The organism is Frankia sp. BMG5.23, from assembly GCF_000685765.2.
In the GTDB taxonomy this organism is placed as follows: domain Bacteria; phylum Actinomycetota; class Actinomycetes; order Frankiales; family Frankiaceae; genus Frankia; species Frankia casuarinae.
Map to the genome: position 1 here is coordinate 167,544 of NZ_JDWE01000002.1, position 20,592 is coordinate 188,135.

26 protein-coding genes and 2 pseudogenes are annotated in these 20,592 nt (G+C 70.7%); 8 read left to right on the plus strand and 20 right to left on the minus strand.

Annotated elements, in window-relative coordinates:
* Nucleotides 1–59: 59 nt before the first annotated feature.
* From BMG523DRAFT_RS01770 to BMG523DRAFT_RS24085, 6 genes are all read right to left on the minus strand, one after another.
* A complete protein-coding gene (locus tag BMG523DRAFT_RS01770) occupies nucleotides 60–1,082 on the minus strand; it encodes a CAP domain-containing protein (RefSeq protein WP_051623731.1) in 1,023 nt (340 codons plus the stop codon).
* Between the two features lie 76 nt (nucleotides 1,083–1,158).
* Entirely contained in the window at nucleotides 1,159–2,025 is an 867-nt protein-coding gene (locus tag BMG523DRAFT_RS01775; RefSeq protein ID WP_011437360.1) for a biotin-dependent carboxyltransferase family protein, read from the minus strand.
* A 24-nt stretch (nucleotides 2,026–2,049) separates the two neighbouring features.
* Nucleotides 2,050–2,760 (minus strand): allophanate hydrolase subunit 1, encoded by a 711-nt coding sequence (locus BMG523DRAFT_RS01780; RefSeq protein ID WP_083494702.1) that lies wholly within the window; start codon nucleotides 2,758–2,760, stop codon nucleotides 2,050–2,052.
* Nucleotides 2,761–2,770: 10 nt separating this feature from the next.
* The gene (locus tag BMG523DRAFT_RS01785; protein WP_011437358.1) at nucleotides 2,771–3,676 is read right to left on the minus strand and encodes a LamB/YcsF family protein; all 906 of its coding nucleotides are present in this window, start codon (nucleotides 3,674–3,676) and stop codon (nucleotides 2,771–2,773) included.
* A 12-nt stretch (nucleotides 3,677–3,688) separates the two neighbouring features.
* Nucleotides 3,689–3,910, minus strand: coding sequence for a hypothetical protein (locus BMG523DRAFT_RS01790; protein WP_011437357.1), 222 nt, complete (start codon nucleotides 3,908–3,910; stop codon nucleotides 3,689–3,691).
* Nucleotides 3,911–4,046: 136 nt separating this feature from the next.
* Nucleotides 4,047–4,562 (minus strand): MarR family winged helix-turn-helix transcriptional regulator, encoded by a 516-nt coding sequence (locus tag BMG523DRAFT_RS24085; RefSeq protein WP_200923087.1) that lies wholly within the window; start codon nucleotides 4,560–4,562, stop codon nucleotides 4,047–4,049.
* Nucleotides 4,563–4,685: 123 nt separating this feature from the next.
* Between BMG523DRAFT_RS24085 and BMG523DRAFT_RS22475 the strand changes: the two genes are divergently transcribed.
* Entirely contained in the window at nucleotides 4,686–5,633 is a 948-nt protein-coding gene (locus BMG523DRAFT_RS22475) for an alpha/beta fold hydrolase (RefSeq protein ID WP_011437355.1), read from the plus strand.
* A gap of 17 nt (nucleotides 5,634–5,650) precedes the next feature.
* On the plus strand, nucleotides 5,651–6,166 hold the full coding sequence (locus BMG523DRAFT_RS01805; RefSeq protein ID WP_011437354.1) for a cupin domain-containing protein: 516 nt from the start codon (nucleotides 5,651–5,653) through the stop codon (nucleotides 6,164–6,166).
* A 43-nt stretch (nucleotides 6,167–6,209) separates the two neighbouring features.
* Here the strand turns inward: BMG523DRAFT_RS01805 and BMG523DRAFT_RS01810 are convergent, their stop codons facing one another.
* The 3 genes from BMG523DRAFT_RS01810 to BMG523DRAFT_RS25120 form a co-directional block, all read right to left on the minus strand.
* On the minus strand, nucleotides 6,210–6,695 hold the full coding sequence (locus BMG523DRAFT_RS01810; RefSeq protein WP_235462808.1) for a hypothetical protein: 486 nt from the start codon (nucleotides 6,693–6,695) through the stop codon (nucleotides 6,210–6,212).
* Nucleotides 6,696–7,104: 409 nt separating this feature from the next.
* Nucleotides 7,105–7,764 (minus strand): pyridoxamine 5'-phosphate oxidase family protein, encoded by a 660-nt coding sequence (locus BMG523DRAFT_RS01815; protein WP_051569472.1) that lies wholly within the window; start codon nucleotides 7,762–7,764, stop codon nucleotides 7,105–7,107.
* Nucleotides 7,765–7,819: 55 nt separating this feature from the next.
* Nucleotides 7,820–7,981 (minus strand): hypothetical protein, encoded by a 162-nt coding sequence (locus BMG523DRAFT_RS25120; RefSeq protein WP_160323695.1) that lies wholly within the window; start codon nucleotides 7,979–7,981, stop codon nucleotides 7,820–7,822.
* A gap of 118 nt (nucleotides 7,982–8,099) precedes the next feature.
* On the opposite strand from BMG523DRAFT_RS25120, the pseudogene BMG523DRAFT_RS01820 reads away from it, so the two are divergent.
* The 3 genes and pseudogenes from BMG523DRAFT_RS01820 to BMG523DRAFT_RS01830 form a co-directional block, all read left to right on the plus strand.
* Nucleotides 8,100–8,333: pseudogene (locus tag BMG523DRAFT_RS01820) on the plus strand (zinc ribbon domain-containing protein); the annotation flags it as partial.
* A 176-nt stretch (nucleotides 8,334–8,509) separates the two neighbouring features.
* A complete protein-coding gene (locus BMG523DRAFT_RS01825) occupies nucleotides 8,510–8,932 on the plus strand; it encodes a hypothetical protein (RefSeq protein ID WP_023840820.1) in 423 nt (140 codons plus the stop codon).
* 49 nt (nucleotides 8,933–8,981) lie between these two features.
* A complete protein-coding gene (locus BMG523DRAFT_RS01830; protein ID WP_023840821.1) occupies nucleotides 8,982–9,293 on the plus strand; it encodes a hypothetical protein in 312 nt (103 codons plus the stop codon).
* A gap of 269 nt (nucleotides 9,294–9,562) precedes the next feature.
* On the opposite strand, the gene BMG523DRAFT_RS01835 is transcribed toward BMG523DRAFT_RS01830, so the two are convergent.
* Nucleotides 9,563–10,768 (minus strand): RNA-guided endonuclease TnpB family protein, encoded by a 1,206-nt coding sequence (locus BMG523DRAFT_RS01835; protein ID WP_023840822.1) that lies wholly within the window; start codon nucleotides 10,766–10,768, stop codon nucleotides 9,563–9,565.
* Nucleotides 10,769–10,790: 22 nt separating this feature from the next.
* Between BMG523DRAFT_RS01835 and tnpA (BMG523DRAFT_RS01840) the strand changes: the two genes are divergently transcribed.
* A complete protein-coding gene (gene tnpA / locus BMG523DRAFT_RS01840; RefSeq protein ID WP_023840823.1) occupies nucleotides 10,791–11,207 on the plus strand; it encodes an IS200/IS605 family transposase in 417 nt (138 codons plus the stop codon).
* Nucleotides 11,208–11,304: 97 nt separating this feature from the next.
* Here the strand turns inward: tnpA (BMG523DRAFT_RS01840) and BMG523DRAFT_RS01845 are convergent, their stop codons facing one another.
* The 5 genes and pseudogenes from BMG523DRAFT_RS01845 to BMG523DRAFT_RS24090 form a co-directional block, all read right to left on the minus strand.
* Nucleotides 11,305–12,465: a methyltransferase domain-containing protein gene (locus BMG523DRAFT_RS01845; protein ID WP_235462810.1), complete on the minus strand. Its 1,161-nt coding sequence runs from the start codon at nucleotides 12,463–12,465 to the stop codon at nucleotides 11,305–11,307.
* The gene (locus tag BMG523DRAFT_RS01850; protein WP_043590189.1) at nucleotides 12,429–13,265 is read right to left on the minus strand and encodes a radical SAM protein; all 837 of its coding nucleotides are present in this window, start codon (nucleotides 13,263–13,265) and stop codon (nucleotides 12,429–12,431) included. The genes BMG523DRAFT_RS01845 and BMG523DRAFT_RS01850 overlap by 37 nt, the downstream gene beginning before the upstream one ends.
* Nucleotides 13,266–13,382: 117 nt before the next feature.
* A pseudogene (locus BMG523DRAFT_RS01855) lies at nucleotides 13,383–13,694 on the minus strand (hypothetical protein); the annotation flags it as partial.
* Nucleotides 13,695–13,768: 74 nt separating this feature from the next.
* Nucleotides 13,769–14,149, minus strand: a complete 381-nt coding sequence (locus BMG523DRAFT_RS01860; protein WP_051623733.1) for a hypothetical protein — start codon at nucleotides 14,147–14,149, stop codon at nucleotides 13,769–13,771.
* Between the two features lie 135 nt (nucleotides 14,150–14,284).
* Nucleotides 14,285–14,524 carry a hypothetical protein gene (locus BMG523DRAFT_RS24090; RefSeq protein ID WP_152987808.1) on the minus strand — a complete coding sequence of 80 codons (240 nt, stop codon included), beginning with the start codon at nucleotides 14,522–14,524 and terminating at the stop codon, nucleotides 14,285–14,287.
* A 148-nt stretch (nucleotides 14,525–14,672) separates the two neighbouring features.
* Here BMG523DRAFT_RS24090 and BMG523DRAFT_RS01865 point away from each other — a divergent pair, with 148 nt between their 5' ends.
* Complete coding sequence (locus BMG523DRAFT_RS01865; RefSeq protein ID WP_152987809.1) at nucleotides 14,673–15,989, plus strand: hypothetical protein; 1,317 nt, start codon at nucleotides 14,673–14,675, stop codon at nucleotides 15,987–15,989.
* Nucleotides 15,990–16,088: 99 nt separating this feature from the next.
* Here the strand turns inward: BMG523DRAFT_RS01865 and BMG523DRAFT_RS25125 are convergent, their stop codons facing one another.
* The 3 genes from BMG523DRAFT_RS25125 to BMG523DRAFT_RS01880 all read right to left on the minus strand — a co-directional run bounded on the left by BMG523DRAFT_RS25125 (nucleotide 16,089) and on the right by BMG523DRAFT_RS01880 (nucleotide 17,974).
* Nucleotides 16,089–16,421 carry a PH domain-containing protein gene (locus BMG523DRAFT_RS25125; protein WP_160323696.1) on the minus strand — a complete coding sequence of 111 codons (333 nt, stop codon included), beginning with the start codon at nucleotides 16,419–16,421 and terminating at the stop codon, nucleotides 16,089–16,091.
* Nucleotides 16,422–16,630: 209 nt separating this feature from the next.
* Nucleotides 16,631–17,668 carry a helix-turn-helix domain-containing protein gene (locus BMG523DRAFT_RS25130; protein ID WP_043590194.1) on the minus strand — a complete coding sequence of 346 codons (1,038 nt, stop codon included), beginning with the start codon at nucleotides 17,666–17,668 and terminating at the stop codon, nucleotides 16,631–16,633.
* Nucleotides 17,669–17,767: 99 nt separating this feature from the next.
* A complete protein-coding gene (locus tag BMG523DRAFT_RS01880) occupies nucleotides 17,768–17,974 on the minus strand; it encodes a hypothetical protein (RefSeq protein ID WP_043590196.1) in 207 nt (68 codons plus the stop codon).
* Between the two features lie 168 nt (nucleotides 17,975–18,142).
* Here BMG523DRAFT_RS01880 and BMG523DRAFT_RS01885 point away from each other — a divergent pair, with 168 nt between their 5' ends.
* Nucleotides 18,143–18,655, plus strand: a complete 513-nt coding sequence (locus BMG523DRAFT_RS01885; protein ID WP_051623734.1) for a hypothetical protein — start codon at nucleotides 18,143–18,145, stop codon at nucleotides 18,653–18,655.
* A gap of 311 nt (nucleotides 18,656–18,966) precedes the next feature.
* On the opposite strand, the gene BMG523DRAFT_RS01890 is transcribed toward BMG523DRAFT_RS01885, so the two are convergent.
* Nucleotides 18,967–20,166: an RNA-guided endonuclease TnpB family protein gene (locus BMG523DRAFT_RS01890; RefSeq protein ID WP_043590219.1), complete on the minus strand. Its 1,200-nt coding sequence runs from the start codon at nucleotides 20,164–20,166 to the stop codon at nucleotides 18,967–18,969.
* Entirely contained in the window at nucleotides 20,163–20,585 is a 423-nt protein-coding gene (gene tnpA, locus BMG523DRAFT_RS01895; protein WP_011437650.1) for an IS200/IS605 family transposase, read from the minus strand. Before tnpA (BMG523DRAFT_RS01895) ends, BMG523DRAFT_RS01890 begins: the two co-directional genes overlap by 4 nt.
* Nucleotides 20,586–20,592 lie beyond the last annotated feature (7 nt).

The following is a 20,592-nucleotide window of genomic DNA, read 5'->3' on the forward strand; positions in this document are numbered from 1 at the left end:
TCTCAGGGCCGGCCGTGCGTCTCAGGGCCGGCCGTGCGTCTCAGGGCCGGCCGTGCGTCTCAGGGCCGGCCGTGCGTCTCAGGGCCGGCCGGGTGCCTCGGCCCGGAGTGGTTTCGTGGGTCGGCGCCGGCGAAGTCCTGCGTCCAGTAGGTGCCGTACGCGCCGCCGGTGGCGTAGCCCACGCCGATGGCGGTGAAGGCACAGGTGAGGATGGTCGCCCGCCGATCGGCGCTGTCCATCCACATCTGCACGGTCCGAGCCGCGGTGAGCGATCCGGCGGCGATGTTCTCCCCGACGAGATCGGCGGTGTATCCGCGGGCGGCCAGCCGCTTGTCGAGGCCGCGACCGTCCCTACCGGTGTAGCCGAAGTAGCCGTTCGCCGCCATGTCGGTGCTGTGCGCCTGCGCCGCGGCTGCCAGCCGGGCGTCGACCGTCAGCGCGCCGCAGCCCGCTCGGGCCCGCTCGATGTTGGTCAACCGGACCACCTCGGCGGCCTCGGTGCCGGTCCGGGGCGGGGCGACGGGCGGCGTCCGCCTCGGAGCCGGCGCGGACGTGCTCGTGCCCAGCGCGACGCTCGTGCCCGGTGCGACGCTCGTGTCCGGTGCGACGCTCGTGTCCGGTGCGACGAGGGGTGCCTGCACCGGAACCGGCAGGCGGGTAGCGTCCGGCAGGCCCGCGGACGGTTCGTCGGTCCGCGACGGTAGCGGGGTCGTGGTCGTGGCCGTGGCCGTGGACAGGCCGGACGACGCCGTCGACGATGTCCTCGCCGGCTCCGCGACCGGCTCCGCGGTCGGGTGCGTGGTCGGGTGCGTGGTCGGGTGCGTGGTCGGGTGCGTGGTCGGCTGGGCGAACGACCCTGCGGTGAGCTCCGTGCGCGCCGCCCCGGACGGGTGCGGCGGGACGGGAGTCGCGGCGATCGTGATCTCCTGGTCGGCCCGGGCTCCCGTAGACGGCGTCGCCGACGCTGCCCTGCCGGCGGGAAACGCCTGGCAGGCCGTGGTGAGCGCCGCTGCGAGGGCGGCCACGGACGCGGCGGCGATGACGGTCGTGAACCGAAGCGAACCCAGCCGAACCGAACCCATAAGGCCTCCTCGGGTCTCCCCCCCGGGAGCAATACGAGCAAAGATAACTAATTCCGCGTGTGGCGCTCCTCGCCTGTCATCGTGTGGTCCAGCTGTGGTAGGGCCGGAACCGGATGCGCTGGCCGGGCCGGCATTGCGCGGCCAGGTGCAGATCCTCGGACGCGACGACGCCCAGCATGGGATAACCCCCGGTGACCGGATGGTCGACGAGGAAGAGGACCGGCCGCCCGTCCGGGGGGATCTGGATCCCCCCGGTGACGACGGCCTCCGAGGGCAGCTCCGCGGTGATCCGGCGGCGCGGCGCCGGCCCGACGAGCCGTACGCCGACCCGGTCGCTCTGGGCCGTCACCTCATAGGACGCGGAGAACAGCGTGGGCAGCGCGTCCGCGGTGAACCAGTCGTCGCGGGGGCCGGCGAGGACCCGCAGGGTCGGTTCGTCCGGGTACTGGGCGAGCGGGGCGAGGTCGACGGTTGGCGGGTCCGCGCTGTCGGCCGCCCGCGGCAGCCGCCGACCGGTGCTCAGCGGTTGCGGACCGATCCCGGAGAGGGTGTCACTCGATCGTGAGCCGAGCACCGGGGGGACACCGATCCCCCCGCGAATTCCGAGGTAGGTGCGCAGGCCCCGGTCGGGTGCCCCGATCCGCAACAGCGCGCCGGCGGGCACGTCCACCGGGGAGTACATGCTGATCTGGCGACCGGCGAGTTCCAGCGGGCACGGCGCGCCGGTCAGCGCGATCAGCGCCGGATCCGTGAACCGTGCGGTGAGGCCGCCGTAGGTGAGCTCGACCGCCGCCGCGGTCGCGACGTTGCCGACGAGCCGGTTCGCCAGCAGCAGACTGCGACGGTCGGCCGCGCCGGACCGGGTGATGCCCAGGTGCGCGAGCCCGGGCCGGCCGAGATCCTGGACCGTGGCGAACGGACCTGGCGCGACGATTTCGATCATGAAATCCCGATCATGACATTTCGATCACGACATCGACCGGGCGGCGTCAGCGATGGCGTCGGCGTCGGCGATGAACCGCACCCGCGTGCCCGGGGCCAGCACGGCGGGCGGCTCCCGGTCGGGATCGAAGACCCGCAGGTCGGTATGGCCAATCAGCCGCCATCCGCCGGGCGAGGTCCGCGGGTAGACACCGCTGAACTCGTCGGCGATGGCGACCGCGCCCGCGGGGACCCGGGTGCGCGGGCTGTCCCGGCGTGGCACGCGCAGCGCCGGGTCGAGGCCCGCGATGTAGGCGAAGCCGGGAGCGAAGCCACAGAACGCGACCCGGTGCCGGCCACGTACGTGCCGGTCCACGACCTGCGCCGGAGTCAGTCCGCTGAGCCGGGCGACCTCGGCCAGATCGGGACCGTCGTAGTGCACCGGTATCGTCACGACGTCCCGGTCGAGCGGGGGACCGGCCTGCGGCGCGGGGCCGGAGGAGGGCGTGGGGCCGGAGGAGGGCGTGGGGCCGGACGTGCCGGGCTGAGCCCCGGCGGCGCGCAGCAGGGCGGCGCTCAGGCGTCTGGCGTCGGTCGCCGCGGGATCGAACGCGACCAGCACCGTCCGCGCCGCGGGAACCAGTTGGATGATCCCGACCGGGGCGATCCGCCGCAGCCGCGCGTAGAGGGCCTCGGCCTCGGTCAGGCCGGCCACCTCGACGAGCAGTGCCTCGTCACCGCAGGGCAGGATGCGCATCGCGATCCTCTCAGCTGAACGGGATCAGGGGGACACCCGCGTCGAACAGGGCTTGGCGCAGCCGTCTGACCATCTCGACCGCGCCCGGCGTGTCCCCGTGCACGCAGAGAGAGCGGGCGCCGACGTCCACCGGTGTGCCCTGCTGGCTGACGACCACGCCCTTGATCGCCATCCGCACGCCGCGCGCGACGATGACGTCGGGATCGTGCAGGACGGCGCCGGCCGTGCGCCGGGAGACCAGAGTGCCCGCGGCCGTGTAGTCGCGGTCGGCGAACGCCTCGCCGACCGCGGTCAGGCCGGCCTCGCTCGCGCGCCGCAACCACGCCGATCCGGGCAGGCCCAGGACCGGCAGCGTCGCGTCGTAGCAGCGGATGGCCTCGACGACGGCCTGCGCCTGCTCCTCGTCGGTGACGATGGCGTTGTAGAGGGCGCCGTGCGGCTTGACGTAGCGAACCCGGTCGCCGGCCGTCCGGGCGAAGGCGTCCAGCGCGCCGAGCTGATAGAGGACGTCGTCACGTAGATCGTCGGGGTCCATGTCGATGCGGCGACGACCGAAGCCGGCGAGGTCGCGGTAGCTGACCTGGGCGCCGATGCGGACTCCGCAGCGGACCGCCTGCTCGCACGTCCGCCGCATCGTCGCGGGGTCGCCGGCATGGAACCCGCAGGCGATGTTGGCGCTGGTGACCAGGTCGAGTAGGGCCTCGTCCTCGGTGAGGCGCCAGACCCCGAAACCCTCGCCGAGGTCGGCGTTGAGATCGAGGGGACGCGGCGGATCCGCCGGAGGCGGTGGTGCGACGGGATGTGCCCGTCCGGCCGGAGGCGGTGGCTCGACCGGGTTCGGTGGATCGGCCTCCCCGGTGGTCGCCCGGTCTGGCCGAGGTCGCTCCCGCCTGCCGGGATCTCGCTGGTCGCCCATGCTGCCAATTGTTCACCACCTCGGCACTGGCGATCCGCCCCCGTCGGCACGGTGGCGGGTGAGCCATCCGGTCACCTTGTGCGGCTTGAGATCCAGGCCGGCCAGGATCCTGCCGACCTGAGAGGCGGATATCGGGGCGAAGACGGTGCCCGCGACCTGGGCGGAGATCGCCGCATGAGTCCAGGTGACGGCGGGCCCGGGCGGGGTGGCGGTGGCCGCGGCGACCACCGCCACGCGCGCCAGGTCGTCATAGCGGCGCGGGTGCTGTCAGGTTCTCTGTGTGCGGGTTCGTCGGGTAGATGATCCGCCGTACCGCCGCCGGGAACGGTCCGGACAAGATCGCCGCTTAACAGTTGGAGCCGTGGGATGGCTAGGTTGCCTCGACGGCTGCGGCGGGCTCAGGCTTCAGCGCCCGGATGATCGGCTGCGCCGCCGCGAGCGACTCGATCAGACGCTGATACCGGTCGGTGCCCAGGGCGTCGGCAATATGCGCCTCGAATGCCTCAACCGTCTCGTGGGCACTGACGCGGGCGCGGGCGCCCGCGTCAGTGAGGTACAGGCCGATGCCGCGGCTGCCGGGAACCAGCTTGCGCTCGATGCAGCCGAGCTTTTCCAGCCGCGCGGCGATCTGGCTCAGCGCCTGCTGGGTCTGTGGTGCGCGCCGGCTGAGCTCGGCGATGGTGAGGCCCGGGCGCGCGTTGAGATTCTCCAGCATTCCCAGGCTGGCCAGCGAGAGCGGACTGTCCCCGAGCGCGGCTTCTCCCAGCAGCGACGTGCGGATCGAGACGGCCCACAGCAAGTGCACGAGCCAGTGCTCCCAACGGTCCTCCTGACCTGCCTGACCTGCCTGACCTGCCTGACCTGCCTGACCTGCCTGACCTGCCATGGCGTCACTATAGCCCAAGCACCTTGTAGTAATCACACGTTGATATTACAGCATCTTGATTTCACAAGACCTTGTAGTACGCTCGGAGGCGTACAGGAACTCAGTAACGCGAGAGGAGGACCAGTGGTTCAGGAACCGACAAGCACGCCGAGCCTGGGGGCCCCGGCCGACCCGGCGCCGCCGATCCGCGGCTTGCGATCGGAATACGCCCGGGTCGGCGGCCACCGCCTGCACTACTGGACCGGCGGCCCAGACGACGGGACCCCGGTGCTGCTGTGGCATGGCTTCCTCGCCACCGGCTACGCCTGGCGCGGGGTCGCCCCCGCCCTGGCCGACGCCGGAATGCGCGTCCTCGTCATCGACATGCTCGGCTACGGCGACAGCGACAAGCCGGGCGGCACCGATCCCTACAGCGCACGCGCGCTGGCCGAGCAGGTCCGCGCCCTGACCGCCCGCAGCGGGTTCGGCGCCGGCCGGCCCATCCTGCACGTCGGGCACGACATGGGGGCGCCCCCGGCCCTGCTGTGGGCCGCCAGCCACCCAGAAGAGACCCGAGGCCTGGTCTACGCCGAGGCGCCCACCATGCTCGGCGGCCCGTTGCGGGACGTCCTGGCCTACGCCCCGGGCACCATGACCACAGGGTCCATGTGGTGGTGGATCTTGCCGCTGGCCCCGGGAGTGCCGCAGGCACTGATCGTGGGGCGTGAGGAAGCCTTCCTGCGCTGGTTCTACGACGGCCCGGCGGGAGCGCCCCGTGCGTTCGACGAGGCCACGGTGGCCGAATACCTGCGCACCTTCTCCGGGCCGGCCGGGGTACTCGGCTCCATGGGCGTCTACCGCGCCGCGTTCGCCAGCATCGCGCAAACCGAGCCGCTGCTCGTACACCCGACCCCCGTCCCCGTCCTCGCCGTGGGCGGCGAACGGGGCCTGGGCCAGCAGGTCGGCCGGATGCTGTCGCCGGTGGCCTCGCGCCTTAGCACGTCCATCCTCGACGGCGCCGGGCATTTCCTGCCCGAGGAAGAGCCCGAGCGGCTCGCCGCGGCCATCACCCTGTTCAACGACCGGATCTGAACGACCGAGGAGGAACGATGAGCTTCACCCCGCACACCGCCAGCCCGGCGACGCAGCCGGCGACGCAGCCCGCGACGCGCGGCTACGTCCTTGGCCCGGATGAGGGCAACCCCTATCACTGGCTCGGCACCCTCAGCCTGACCAAGGTGATGGGCTCGGTCACCACCGGCAACCTCGACATCGTCGACCACCGCGTTCCGCCCGGCTACGCGCCCCCGCCACACGTGCACCGCGACTCCGACGAGGTGTTCTTCCTGATCGACGGGCACCTGGAGGTGCACTGCGGCGACGACGCGTGGGAGGCCGGGCCCGGCTCGCTGCTCTTCCTGCCGCGGGGGGTCCCGCACCGCTTCGTCAACGCCGACCAGCCTGCCCGCACCCTGCTGATCAACGCGCCCGCCTCGTTCGCGGACCTGGTCGTCGCCATCGGCGACCCCGCGCCCGGCCTTGACATGCCCGGCCCGGACGCGCCGGTGCCGTCAACGGAGGAGATCTTCGCCCAGTCGCAGTGGTACGGCATCAACCCCGCGTGACGGACGGAGCGAGCCAGACAGGCAGGAAACCTCATGGTCGACGTCAGCCGCACGAGCAGGCCCCCGATACCCAGGACGTCGTCGAGCAGCCCCGCACCCGGTCGATCTCGCCGCCGGTGCAGTCGATCAAAACCTTGACCTCCACGTCACACGTGCCCGGATCCGCCGTCACGAAGAATCCCACCACGCCAGCACCGACAGCACTGCCGCGGAAGACGCCCACGCCGTCACCGTCACCGTCCGCGGCCACGGCGCCCTCCAGGTAGCCATAGTCGATGGGGTACACGGCCTCCGGCACCCGGGGGTGCCTGCTGCCGGCCGGGCGGTGCACCACCAGCCGCGAGGTAGCCGCCAACTCGTTGAGGTAGCCGCCAACTCGTTGAGGTAGCCGCCAACTCGTCGAGGTTGCCGCCAACTCGTCGAGGTTGCCGAACAGCCGTGCGCGGGACGCGTCAACCATGATCACCGCCGAATCGGGGAGGTCCGCCAAGGAGACCACCGACATGAAGTGGTTCAGGGCGAAGAGCATGGTCCTGCCGCCTGACGTGAACGGCGACTCCCGGCCGGTGCCATCGGCATGCTGGACGGCAACTGGACGTGACCGTTCCCTTCGTCGCTGCCCGGGCCGTCGGCGAACAGGGTGCCCTGCACACTCTTGCCGTGGCCCCAGCAGCTGCCCGCGGCTACCGTGGCTGTCCTCCGAAGTAGCCACCGCTCAACACCTCGGCTGATCGGACGCCGTTCGCGTGATCGCAACATGGTCGTCCAGCCGGGACTCGAACCAACTCGCGAGGCCGTGACCAGCACCGTTCCACAGTGCTGGATCTCAAGCGACAGATCGCGAACCGTATTCACCCAGGCCAAGATCATGATCAGAAAAAGGGTGGACCTGACACGGCAGCAGAAGAACCGATCGGTCTTGGTCGAAGGCCCTGAAATCACCGTCCGCCCGGTCGGGACGCGGCAACTGACCAGGAACGATGCCAGATAAGGATCGAAATGATCGAACCACGGCCGGCCTCGAACGCATGTTCCGCAGGGTTGGTGGGACCCTCCCCACGGTGAGTCGCTCGACTGTGGTGGGAGGGAATCGTGGGCGACGATCCCGTCCGGCGGGGGCTCATGGCAGCGAGGTGGATGAGTTCCTCCTTGGTGAAGACGTTCGCCAATCTCCGGCTGGCGGGGTCGTGATCGTGGCGGCACTGGTCCGAACGCCCGGCCCCGACGCGATCCACCAGCATGGCCAGCGCCCGCGTCTTCTCCTCGTCGTCCCGGACCAGACGGGCATCGGCGTGGATCACCACCGAACGATAGTTCAGTGAATGATGGAAAGCGGAACGAGCCAGGACAACGCCGTCGAGAAGCGATACGGTCATACACATCCGGATCGGCGCGGATCTCGCCAGAATGGCCAGCCTTGCCGCGCTGGAGGCGTGCACGTACACAAGATCGTCGGCGCGGACGTGCATCGTGGGCAGGACATGCGGCTGCCCGTGTACGACCAGGCCGACGTGGCAGACGAGTGCCTCGTCCAGAACGCTGTGCACAGCCTCGCGCTCGTGGCTGACTCGATCGGAGCTGCGGGTGGGTCGCAACATACTGGGCATGCTGCCCGTCGCGGGGAGCGATGTTCACCGAAAATAGGTCGGGCACTTACCAGCCGTGAGCGGAAACGGAGCGCGGCGGGAGCGTCCCGAGCGGCGGTGCGGTGTGTTCGCGATGGGAGAGGCCCTCCAGGTCCAGGAAGTTGTCCTCGGGCTCGACTGTGGTCTCCTTGAGAAGATTTTCCACCCGCTGCACGGTGAGCTGTCGCACCACCTCCGCTCCCGGGACGTAAGTATTCGGAAGTCCCGTTGTTGATCGGTGCCGGTGGTGCTGGCTGGGGTCTGCGTGTGGCCTGATGGGCGACGGTGGGTGATGTCCTGATGGCTGGATTGGTGTGCTGCGTGCCAAGGCTGAAAGCGCCGGGCGGACGGTTGTTGAGGTGAACGCCCGCCACACCTCCCAGCGGTGCGCCGAGTGCGGGCACGTCGCGAAGGAGAACCGTCCCTCGCAGGCCGAGTTCCGCTGCGTGAGGTGCGGGCACTCGGCGCACGCCGACGAGAACGCGGCGATCAACATTCTCAGGGCAGGGCTTGCCCTTCAAGCTGACGCTCAGGCGGCTTGAGAAGCCGCCGGCTTTAGCCGGCGGAGGAGTCACTTCCCCAGCGAGCTGTGCATCTCCCAGACCAGGATCTGTTATGCGCGCCAGCATCTATGGTCTGACCAGTGCAGTAACGTGCCCCGGTCGTCTCGCCCGCGCCGCCTCGGGCACCCCTCAGGCACACGCAGAAGGGGCGCCCGGTGAGCGCCTCCACCGCCGCCGAGCGGGTAATCCTCCGCGACGGCGACTGGGAGCTTGAGCAGCTCCTCGACGGCCTCGGTGACGATGACGACGGGACCCGCCGCCGGCCGGTCATCGCGGAGACCACCATTCGCTACCTGGTGTGGGTCGAAGACGAGTACGCGACCGCGGATCTCCAGGAGGACCATGAGCTGATCGAGGGCGCTGAGGTCGTCGACGGCGACATGACGGTGACCGACCCAGACGACATGGACTGGTGGCACATCTACCGGCAGCCGTTCGGCCCGGACAGCGCGCCGGTGGAGGGTCCGGCGTGGAAGTGCCCGGAGCTGCGGTGTCACGCTTATCAGCCTGCGGGGGCTTCTTACGAGCGGCGGCACGGGTGGTTGTGCCCGCACGCCGCTGAGGGTGGTGCCCGGTGAGCGCCACCGAGGGCACCACCCGCCGCTGCAACCCCCCGGAGGTGGCCGGATGAGCGAGCCCACCATCCGCGTCCTGTCCCTCGGCGCTGGCATCCAGAGCACCACGCTCGCGCTCCTCGCCGTCGAGGCCGCGCTACCGCGACCGGATGCGGCGATCTTCGCCGACACCGGCTGGGAGCCGCGGGCCGTGTACGAGCACCTCGACCGCTCCCGGATGCCGCTCGATCAGGCGCCGATCGACAAGCTGACCCGCGCCGAGTGGATCGCGCTCTACCAGCCCACCATCTTCGACACCCTCGACGAGGAAGGCGACCCGGACGGATGCTCGCCCTACGGATGCCGCAGCGGAGCGACGGCGTGATCGCCCTGTTCCGGCCGCGCCGCCGACCCCAACCCACACCCGCGCCCGAGACCCTCACCGCCTACGAGATCATGGCCCGCTGGCGACCCGGGTCACACGACCGGCCATGGACCTGGGCCGACGAGATCGCAGACCTCGTCACACGCGACCGCGAGCGGCTCGGCTGGATCGCCCGGCACTGCATGCACGTCCCGATCCTCGTGGGCCCGGACGGCCGGGTCTGGGACGTTGACTTCCTCTCCGCCCTGAAGGGCGGAGATTCCCGTCTGCTACGCCCCGGTGGGGGTGAGCTTCGGGTGGGTTCCCGCTTCGTCGCGCGGTGCCGGCACGGATGCCGGTCTTACCTGCGCTCCACGGGCAGACACGGCCAGTCCGGCCGCCTTCGCGACGTTGACCGCCGCGTTCACATCCCTGTCCAACACCGACCCGCACGCCTGGCACGTCCACTCCCGGACCGCCAGCGGTTTCGGGCCGTCCTTCACCCCGCAGGCCGAACAGACCTGCGACGTCGGCTCGAACCGTCCGATCCGGACGAACGTCCGGCCGTACCGGGCGGCCTTGTACTCCAGCATGGCGACGAACGCCGACCAGCCGGCGTCGTGCACCGACTTCGCCAACCGCGTGCGCGCGAGCCCGTTGACCGCCAAGTCCTCGACGGCGACCGCTTGATTCTCGCGGATCAGCCGGGTGGAGAGCTGGTGATGGAACTCGCGGCGCGCGTCGGCGACCCGCGCATGCTCCCGGGCGACCTTCAACCGAGCCTTGGCCCTGTTCTTCGAGCCCTTCTTCTTCCGGGACAGGTCGCGTTGCACCCGGCGGAGACGTTTCTCCGTGCGGCGCAGGAACCGCGGGGAGTCGATTTTCCTCCCGTCGGAGAGGACCGCGAAGTGGCCGAGTCCCAGGTCGATACCGACCTCGGTGGTCGTCTCCGCCGGGCTGTCCACCTGTCCCGCCTCGACGACGAAGCTCGCGAAGTACCGGCCTGCGCTGTCCCGGATCACCGTCACCGACGACGGTGCCGACGGCAACCTGCGCGACCAGCGGACCGGAACATCGCCGATCTTCGGTAGGCGCAGCTTCCCGCCCGTGGTGACCGACCAGCGGGCGTTGGCGGTGAACCTGACCGACTGGCGGGTGTCCCGCTTGGACTTGAACCGCGGCGCGCCCATCCGGGGCCGTTTCCCGGCCAGCCCGTCGAAGAAGTTCCGATAGGCCGTATCGAGGTCGCGCAGCGACTGCTGCAACACCACCGCGGACACCTCTGCGAGCCAAGCCCGTTCCGGGCTCTTCTTCGCCTCGGTGATCAGCAGCTTCGACAGGTCCCCCGTCTTCGGGAACGGCAGCCCCGCCGCCCGCGCATCCTCCCGGGCGCGCAGGCCGTCGTTGTACACGACCCGGGCGCACCCGAACGCCTGTGCCAGCGACGCACGCTGACCCGCCGTCGGGTGGAGCCGGAAGCTGTACCGAAGCTGCACACCCCCAGTTTACCCTTGGTTTATGGCCACCGATCTCAACGTTCGCACTGGCAGGCACTGCGTTTTCGCCCTGCACGCCCACTTGGTTTTCGTCACGAAGTATCGGCATCGGGTGTTTGACGATCAGCACCTCACCCGACTGGAAGAGATCATGCGGGCGGTGTGCGTCGACTTCGAGACCGAACTCGTCGAGTTCAACGGCGAACATGACCATGTCCACCTGCTGGTCAACTTCCCACCCAAGGTCGCCCTGTCGAAGCTGGTGAACAGCCTCAAGGGCGTGTCGTCGCGCCGGATGCGCCAGGAGTTCCCCGAGCTGGCCCGGCACTACTGGCGGGCGAACCGGCTCTGGTCCGGGTCGTACTTCGCCGGGTCGGTCGGTGGCGCGCCGCTGGAGGTGCTCCGCCGGTACATCGAAGAGCAGACCCGCCCGGTTTAGGGCACGCTCAGGCCGCGAGGCGGCCTTCCCGCGCGGCCCTTCACCCCCGGCCTGAAGGCCGGAGCACTGGGCCGCAACTTGGTAGCAGGTTCTCGCCCTATTCGGCGCGCACGGTTGCCGTCCAGGCTCCGTGGGAGAGCCGGATGCTGCCGTCGTCGGCGATCCGGGCGTTGGCGCCGAGGTGCGGGGCGTATCCGAGGCGGAGCCAGTCGTCGCGGACGTCGTCGAGAATGTCCCAGAGTCGGCGCGGCCCGCCCTGGTGAACCGTCGGCAGATCGGCGCCGACCGCGGTAGCCCGCGCCCACGACCCGTCCGAATGGGCCATGATCGCCGTGTGCCGGCCGTCGGCCTCCCTGCGGTAGCCGTGCCGTACCCCCGGCACGGCCAGGGCGATCATGGCCGACAGCTCCCACGCCTCGGCGACGTCCACGACCGGGTATCGGCCGGTGGTCACCTCCTCGCCGTCGGCCTCGTCAAGCCGGTCGCTGTCGACCGCGTTCGGCGGGTAGTCATCACCGGTGCGGGTGCGCATGAACGCGGCCGGCGTGAACTCGACCATGCCCACGCGGCCGCGTGGGGTGCTCGTCACGGTGATGACCATGTAGGTGCCGGTGATCGTGGCGACCAGCCGCCCCCCCGGGCGTAGTGCGTCCAGCCAGCTCGTCGGGATGGACGGGACCGAGACCATGGAGACGATCCGGTCGTACTGGCCGGGCAGCGGACCGGTGGCATCCACGGTCAGGGCGGTGGGGTGCAGGTCGAGGGCGGCGAGGCGGTCCGCGGCGGCGGCGACCAGGTACGGGTCGACGTCGATCGTGGTGATGCGCTGGTCGTCGTAACGGCGGGCGAGTAGCGCCGCCCCGTACCCGGAGCCGGTGCCGACGTCCAGGATGTTCAGGCCCTCGGCCAGTTGGGCGTGCTGGTACATGCGCAGGGCCAGCGCAGGCATCGTGGCCGACGACGTCGGCATGCCCATCGGCCTGTCGCCCTCGGCGGCGTGATCGGCGTGGTTCTTGCCGACTCTCGTGACGAGCGACCGGTGGGCGGCGTAGACATCGGCGATCGGGCCGCGGCGCAGGTCCCACCCGTTCTCGGTTCGCACCCACCACGCGGGCACGAACTCGTGCCGTGGGATGTCGGCGACGACCGGATACCAGCGGGATCCGGGATGGCTGATCTCGTCGGCCAGGGTGCGGGCGTGCGCCCGCCACGGCTCGGCCATCAGTTCGGGTCCGGCTCGGGATGCACCGGCCCACATCTCTCATGGTCGCTGTCCGGATCGCACGGGCCCATCCGGGACCGCGGGACCGATTCCACCGCGGCCTGCCACTGCTTCCCGGCCAGCAGACCGGCCAGCGGGGTGTCCCGGACGTTACCGCCGTCGAGGCCGCGGCTCATCACGCACGGCGTGATCCTGCCGTCCGGCAGGACCGCGGCCCGGCCGAGCCCGCAGTGTCCGCAGCCGCCCGCCGTGGCCCCGTCGTGGCCGGCCGCCCGGCCGAACGCGCGGACCACGTCCCGGCGGATGTTCGTCACGCCGAGGCCGAGCAGATCCGAGTGCGCCCGGTCGGCGGCGTCGCCGCCACCGACGATGCCGACCCGCAGGGGGATGGAGCGGCGCAGCACCTCGATGAGGTTCGCCCGGGTCAGGGCGTGGGAACCGGCGCGGCCGGTGACCCGGTCGTGGTCAGCCGCGCTGGCCGCATAGTAGCTGGTGGCCAGCCGCACCCCGAGGCGCATCAGCGTCGGCCACAGCTCGGCGGGCACCCGCACCAGGTTGCTGAAGATCTCCACGGTCAGGCCGGCGGCGAGGGCGTAGCCGACCAGGTCGGGCAGCGCCGGGTGCAGCGTCGGTTCGCCGCCGATCATCGCTACCTGGCGGACGCCGAGCCCGGCCGCGTCGTCGATGACCTTGTGCCAGTCGTCGACGGTCATCGTCCCGTGGCCGGCAGTCGGCCCGGACTCGGCGTAGCAGTGGGAGCAGGCAAGCTGGCAGCGTCCGGTGATCTCCAACGCGATGAAGTCGAGTGCCGGCGCGGGCATGGTTGTGGGCGGCATGACATCTCCTCGGATATGTCTAGATGTCTCGAGTTGACCTCCTCCCCGGCCTTCAGGCCGGGGATTCCCACACCTCGCGGTGCAGGTTCCTGTTTCACCAACGGACGCCTCCCCACTTCAGGAGCGGGGTGGTCTCACTCCGTCTCCACAGGCTGACCCCGCGAGCCCCGCGGCCAGGATGTTGCGTGCCGCGTTCACGTCCCGGTCGTGGACAGTGCCGCAGCCGCGGCGCTCGTGCCGCGGGTTGGTGACCTTCTCGCCGGTCGACAGCGTGACCAGGCTGGTGATCCCCACGTCGATCCCGACCTGCCCCGGTGTCGCAGGCAGGGCGGTGACGGCCTCCTCGACCAGGATCGAAATGTGGTACTGGCCCCGCGAGTTCCGCGACACCGTGACCTGGGACGGCTCCGCCCCGTCGGGCAGGGGGCGGCCGAGGACCGTGGCGTGAACGGTGACCCGGACTCCGTACCCGCGGCAGCCCAGACAGATCTGGGCCCGCACTGTCATCGGTCGAGGCCATCGACCGCACGAGCTCGGATCGCGGCGAGGATCTGATCCCAGATCGTGGCGGGCAGGCGGATCTCCCGAAGGCCCAGATAGCCGTAGCGCAGGTCAACGTGACCGTCCACATGGCGGACCAGGCCGCCGGCGACCGCCCACTGCGTCCAGTCGGCGGTTAGCGTGGCAAACGTTTCCACGCGGGCCTCCTGAACAAGGCCGGACCAGATGATGTTGGGCAGCCGGAGTTCGTGGACCTCACCGGCATACCGGTATTGCACGACGACGTCCGCGCCGTTCCGGGCGAACTGGACCGCGGGGGCGCAGGCCGCCCGGCGCCAGTCCAACGTCGTGCCCGCCGGGCCGGGGTCGGTTCGCCCACCCATGCGTCTGCCTCCTCGCGTGTGATGGAACCTCCCCACCCGCAAGCCGGCACCCCGGGGACGAGCCGGGGGCGTGGGGACCTCGCGGGTGGGGAGGGATGGAGGGGGCCGCCGGCATCGTTGGCGGCGGCCCCGGTCTCAGGGGCCGCCGGCCCGACGGCAGGGCACCACCCGGTAGCCGGCGATACCGGCCAGGGTGCGGGCGTGTTCGTCGGCGGGCCGGCGCGTCGGCAGGGCCCGGGAGGGGGAGGGTGCCCGCGAGCGGCGGGGCCCGTTCCCCCTCCCGGTGTGCATGGCCGCCTCCCACCCGCCCGGCGATCCGCCGCCGATGGTCGGCGATCCGGCCAACAACCCGCGGGGAGAGCCCGTCAGCGTCACGAATCCTCCCTGTCCTCCGAGTGCCGGCCGGCACATCCGCCGGTACGGATATGACACACTCCGGCGCAGATCTGCGACAGACTGAGAGCAGTTCTCCCCCGCGAGAGCTGCCAGCTCTCGATTCGCCGCGGCCGGGAGGGAGCCCACCGTGCCCACCGATCACCCTCCGGAAGGCGCGCTGGCCGCCTACACGGCCCTCGCGCAGGAGCTCTATCGTCGCGCTGCGACGAGCTACACGAAGATCGCCGATGCGATCGGATCCGACCGGTACACCGTGTCCGCGGCGCTGCGGGGCCATCAGCACCAGAAACCGAAGCGTCTCCCTGTCGATCACGTCGTAGCAGGGCTTGACCGGGAGCTGCACGGCGAGGGGCAGCTGATCTACTTATGGCAGGTGGCGAAGGCCGAGGATGCCGCGAAGGAAGCGAAGCTCGCCCTTCCCGAGGGTGGACTACTCCCTATCCTGGGGCGGACAGTGGTAGCGACGAGGGGGGTGGGGGCGACGGACAGACGCCAGCTCTTTGAGGTGGGCGGACTCACCGCGGCTACCGTGCTCGCCGCTACCGGCGCGGTCAGCGATCAGATTGACGCTGCCCGGCCAGCGACTTTCACCCTTACCGAGCTCGAAGCGCAGCTCGTTGACCTCAACCGTGATCTATGCGCCGTAGCGCCCAGCATCCTGTTTCCCGGGGCATTCAAAGCATGGCAGCAGGTAGAAGGAATGCTCGCCCGACGTGTGCAGCTCGCTGTAGCGCCGCGGCTGACGCGGCTCGCTGGCCAGTTCGCCGCCGAACTCGCGACCGTCGCACGTTTCGGTGGGGACAGCCGTCTTGGCCGACGGTTTGCGGCGATCGCCGAAGAGCACGCGACGGCTGTGAACGATCCTCTGCTGACAGGCCGAGTCGCTGGATTGCAGTCATGGATTGCGATGGACGCGGGCCATTGGGCGACGGCGGCGGACTTCGCGGCGAAAGGCCGCCGTGACGCTCATCCGGGCCAGCGGGCCCGGCTAGCCGCATACGAGGCGCTAGCCGCGTCCGCCGCCGGGGCCGCAGTCCAGGCCGAAGAGGCGATCGTGGTCATGCGAGCCTCGATGCGGACGGCGATCAAGGGTGATGCCGAATGGAACGACGCCGAAGAGGATCTTTATACGGCACTCACCGCAGCGAACACCGTAGGTGCCGGCAGGACGGCGATCCATCATGGCGAGCGGGCCGCAGCGACCTTCGTCCACGACAACCAAGGCGTTGGCCTCGCCATGCTCGCAGTTGCTACCGGCCACCTAGACGGCGACCATGCGAACCCGGGTGCGGCGTCGGCGTCGGGCATTGCCGCGCTCGACGCGGTAGCAGACTCCCCGAACGCGGTGGTGGAGCAGCGGGCCCGCGCGCTGCACCGTCAGCTCGCGCCGTGGCAGCGCGAGGGGCTGGTGCAGAAGCTGGGCCGCCGGGTCGCCGCAGTCTGAGTCGCGGGCCTGAATTTTCAACGCCGGCCACGCGGGAGCCGGGCTCGGATTCGGGACGTCCGGGCGGTGGATCGGGCAGCAGCCCGGGATGTCCTCGGACTACCAGTCCCGCTGCTGGTGCCTCTGTGCTCGCTCGGCCATCTGATTCAGCATGTCCCGCACTCTCATCGGCTCCGAAACCGACTGGAGGATCACCGTGTCGTGGCCCCAGCCACGGCGCACATGCACGACCACGTCGCCAATGCTCCGGGCCTTCTGGACGAGGGTCTGTCGGACGTCGATATCGAACAGTAGGGCGATTTCGTACTGCTCGGTGGTCGTGGTCGTGATGCCGCGGGTCACGTACAGGCGGGTGCCGGCGATCCGGTAGCGGTCTGCGGCGCGTCCCCCAGAGGCGAGACCCGCGAGGGATCGGCTGGTTGCCTCCCACACGGTCTGTTCGTAGCCGTGATCGATCTCGCCGCGTGGGCGCGGTGGGTAGTCCTGGCGCCGGACTTCGGGGTGGTGCCGGCGGTCCGGTGGGTAAGCATCGCGGTACGGCTCAGGCTGACCTCGGTAGTTCACGTTGTTTCCCCCGTATCCTCCTGTAGTACCGAGGCAGCGTATTGCGTCCTGTAGGTTGCGCTGCGCGCAGGGTCCCGTCACCGTCGGCCCCGCGGCAGTCGGGCGCGCAGCTCGGCGAGGGCCTCCACGGCGGCCGGCGAGCGAGTGCAGGTCCGGGCCGCAGCCGTGACGGCCCGGGGCCCGCCCGAGGCGCTGCTGTCGGCGGCGAGGTCGGCGCACACCGGGCAGGGCGCGGGCTGGGTGTGGAGCCGGCACATCGTGCGGAGGTTCGGCGGCGTTGGTTTGACCGCCGGCTTCGGGTTGGCCGGGGTCGGCTGGAGGTCGAGGATGCGGCGGCGGCGCACTGCGGCCGGGCTGCGGACCGATCCCGAGAGCGGCGCCCGGTAGGCGTCGACGATCTGGCCGGGGGCGCAGCCGCGGGCGAGGGCGGAGGCGACGTCCTGCCGCCAGCTGGCCGGAAGCCGCTCGTCAGCGACTAGGCTGCCGGCGAGATCAGCGTACGGGTTCGCCTCGGTGGAGTCGGCCGGGTGCTCGGCGGCCGGGCGCTCGTCGACGGGCGGGGGCGGTTCGGGTTCGTCGTGGTCGGGCTCCGCTGCTGCTGCTTGTTCTGGAAGTTCTGGGAAGTGCTGATTGTGTCCCGCTGCGGGACTACCCCCGTCCCGCTCTGGGACTAGCTCTGGTCCCGCTCCGGGACCCGGCGGGGGGTCGGCTGGTCCCACTGAGGGACCAGCGAACGGGTCGACTGGTCCCACAGGGAGACCAGCGGGGACGGCCACCCGGTAGCAGGTCCGATGCTTCTTCGACCGGGCGTCGGCCGGGGACGGACGGTCGCGGATGACCCATCCGGCGCGTTCCAGGCGCTCGAGTTCGCGGGCGACGGTGGACCGGCCGAGGCCGGTCATGCGGGCCAGCCCGGACAGCGACGGGGTGAACTCCTGCGGCGTGGTGAGGGTCTGGAAGTCGACGACGACGAGCAGCGTCAGCAGTATCAGCCGGGCGGTGGCGGACAGGTCCGAGGCGACGATGGCGCGTTCGACCCGCCAGCGGGGCGAGGGGCTGCCGTGATGCGGGTCCTGGCCGCCTTCGGGCAGGCTGCCGCGGGCATGATGGGACACGGGTTGATGGCCCTTCTCAGACAAGGGTTGTCGATCAAGGGCCGGTCAGGAGGTGCGAACTCCTGGTCGGCCCGCTTCAGTTGTGGGGCGTCTCGTGGATCAGCGGATGCCGCGGATCACGGTCTTGACCGTCGATGGCGAGACCCGAGCGGCCTCGGCGATCTCGTCGACGGTGTGAGTGGTCGCCTTCCGGACATCACGGATCGCCTCGTCGCGTTCGCGGCGGGCGTCGTCGAGCGTGCGTTCTGCCGTCTCGACTTTCTCCGCCAGCGCGCGCAGCGCGTCGAGGTTTGGGGGATTCGCCATGCGCAGATGGTAGCCGGTACCCGTCCATCCTGACACGCGTACAACCGTATGGACGGACACCGGACTGTCCGGTACCGTGTCACCCATAACGCAAGCGGCCCCGCCCGGAGCTCTCACCCTCCGGCCGGGGCCTACGGATCACACCTGTCAGCACCAGGAAGGACCCGCGTGTTCTACGTTCCCACTCGCCGCCCCTTCGGGCAGCGTTTCGCTGGCGCCGCCCGGCGTGCCCTCTGCGCCGCCGCTGTCCGCCTGCTGGACCGCCTCGGCCCGGCCGAGCTCCCGGCGGCTGTCGAGCTGGCTCCGGTCGTCCCCACCGCCCCGGTCGCGGCCCAGCCGACGCCGGCCGCGTCGCCGGTGCTGTTCGCCGTCGACGAGCTGCCCCCGCTGGAGGTGATCGACGCGGCGGCGGTCGCGTTCGACCTCGCGGGTGAGGCGGCCCGCTCCGGGGACCGTGGCAAGCGGAAGGCCCGCCGGCTGCTCGACCGGCTCCCCGACGGCGTCTACGGCCGCTGGCAGGTCGAGCGGGTCGCCTCGGCGAAGACCACCCCGGACCTCGACCAGATCCGCGCCACCTACGCCCGCCTCAACCTCGGTGAGGTGCCGATGCGGCCGTGCGCTCCGACCCTGCGCGTCACCCTCGCCCCGGCCGTCGCGCTGGCCCCGGCGGTGGCGGCATGAACCCCGAGTCGCTGTTCACCAGCCACCCCGACCTGATCAAGCTGGGTGCCACGCCCGTGCCGCCCGCCGAGCTGTTCACCCTCGCCGGGGTGCCCGAGAATCTGCGGCCCACCGACACCGACCGGGCCGACGCCCGGCAGGCCCTGACCGGCAAGAGCAGCGCCGTGCAGGCCGGTACCGCCGCCGGTATCGCGTACGCGGCGCTGGTCGCGGTCGCATCCGGGATGCCGGGCGCCGACCTCGGTGTCCGCACCGCCCTCGCCCACGTCGCGTACTTCGTGACTCCTCTGACGCCTAAAGGCGTCAGCTTCTCAGGAAGCTTGCGCCACCTGAAGGGCGAGCCCCGCCCCGAGTATGTTGATCGCCGCGTTCACGTCTGCGTGCGCGGCGTGGCCGCACTCCACACAGCGGAACGTGGCCTGACTGGGCCGGTTCTCCGGGGCGACATGGCCACATTNGGCGCATCGCTGGGAGGTGTGGCGGGGGNTGACCTCGACGACGACCCGCCCGGCGCTTTCAGCCTTGGCACGCAGTGCGTTGAGGAACACCCCCCACCCGGCGTCGAGAATCGACCTGTTCAGCCCGGACTTGGCGGCCTGCCCGTTCGGCAGGAACGCCCCCGGCTGGTCCGGGTCGGGCTTCGGCTTGGCCCGGCGGACCATGCCCTTGACGTTCAGCTTCTCGACAGCGATCAGGTCGTGGTCGGCGACCAGTTCGCGCGCGGTCTTGTTCGCGAGGTCGACGCGCTGCCGGGCCACGGCCCGGGACTGGTTCGCGACCCGAGTAGCCGCCTTGCGGCGCCGCTTCGAGCCGCGCTTCTTACGGGCAAGGTCGCGCTGCGCGTTGGCGAGGCGCCCGGCGGCCCGTTCGAGGAAACGCGGGTTGCCGTAGTGCTCGCCGTTCGACGTGGTGGCCAGCGAGGCGACACCCAAGTCCACGCCGACGACGGCGCCCGTTGGTTCCAGCGGCTCGGCGGGCACGTCGTCGCAGGACAGCACGAGGTACCAGCGGGCACCCTCCCGCCTGACGGACAGCGTCTTGACCCGGCCAGCCACTGGCCGGTGCTGGTGGACCTTGACGTGGCCGACGCCCTGAAGGCGGACGAACATCGTCTTCGGGTTCTCGGGCTGCGAGTCCCAGAGGCACCCGTCACCGTTGGCGGGCCACGTCACCGTGTCGAACCAGCCGGCGCCCTTGAACCGCGGGTAGCCGGGCGTCTCGCCCGCCTTGACCCGGCGGAAGAACGCGGCGAATGCGAGATTGAGGCGACGCAGGGTGGCCTGCTGAGAGGAGAACGACCAGCGGGCCTGATCCGCGTCAAACCCCCGAATGTCCTTGAGCTGGGCCGACTGGCCCCCGTAGCGGACCGTCGTCTTGCTCGGATGCCGGTAGGCATCGCGCCGCTCCTGAAGCGCGGCGTTGTACAGCGCCCGGTGGTCGTCGAGCATCGCCGTCAACGCGATCTGCTGGTGCGCGGTCGGGCGGAGCAGGAACTTGTACGACCGTCTCAACGTGGCACCCCCGTGCGCCACGGCCGCTCGTTCTGCGTATCGATGTACCGGCGGACCGTCTCGGCGGACACCGCGCCGACGGTGGCAACGAAGTACGACCGGGACCAGAGCGTGGGCAGCCGGGAGCGCAGGTGCGCGAACTCGCCGCGTAGCACGTGGGACGTGAAGCCTTTGAGCTGGTTGGCGATGTACGACGGGGCGTGCTTCGGATGAGCTTTCACGAACAGGTGCACGTGGTCGGGCTCGATCTCCAGCGCGACGATCAGCCAGTCATGCTCGGCGCACTTCTCGCGGATCAGCCCGTCAAGCCGGTCTCGGACCGGACCGACGAGGACAGCACGGCGGTACTTCGGGCACCACACGACGTGGTAACCGAGGTCATAGGCGCCACCCGCGCCGACCTGCACCGTCCGGGACATGCCGTTG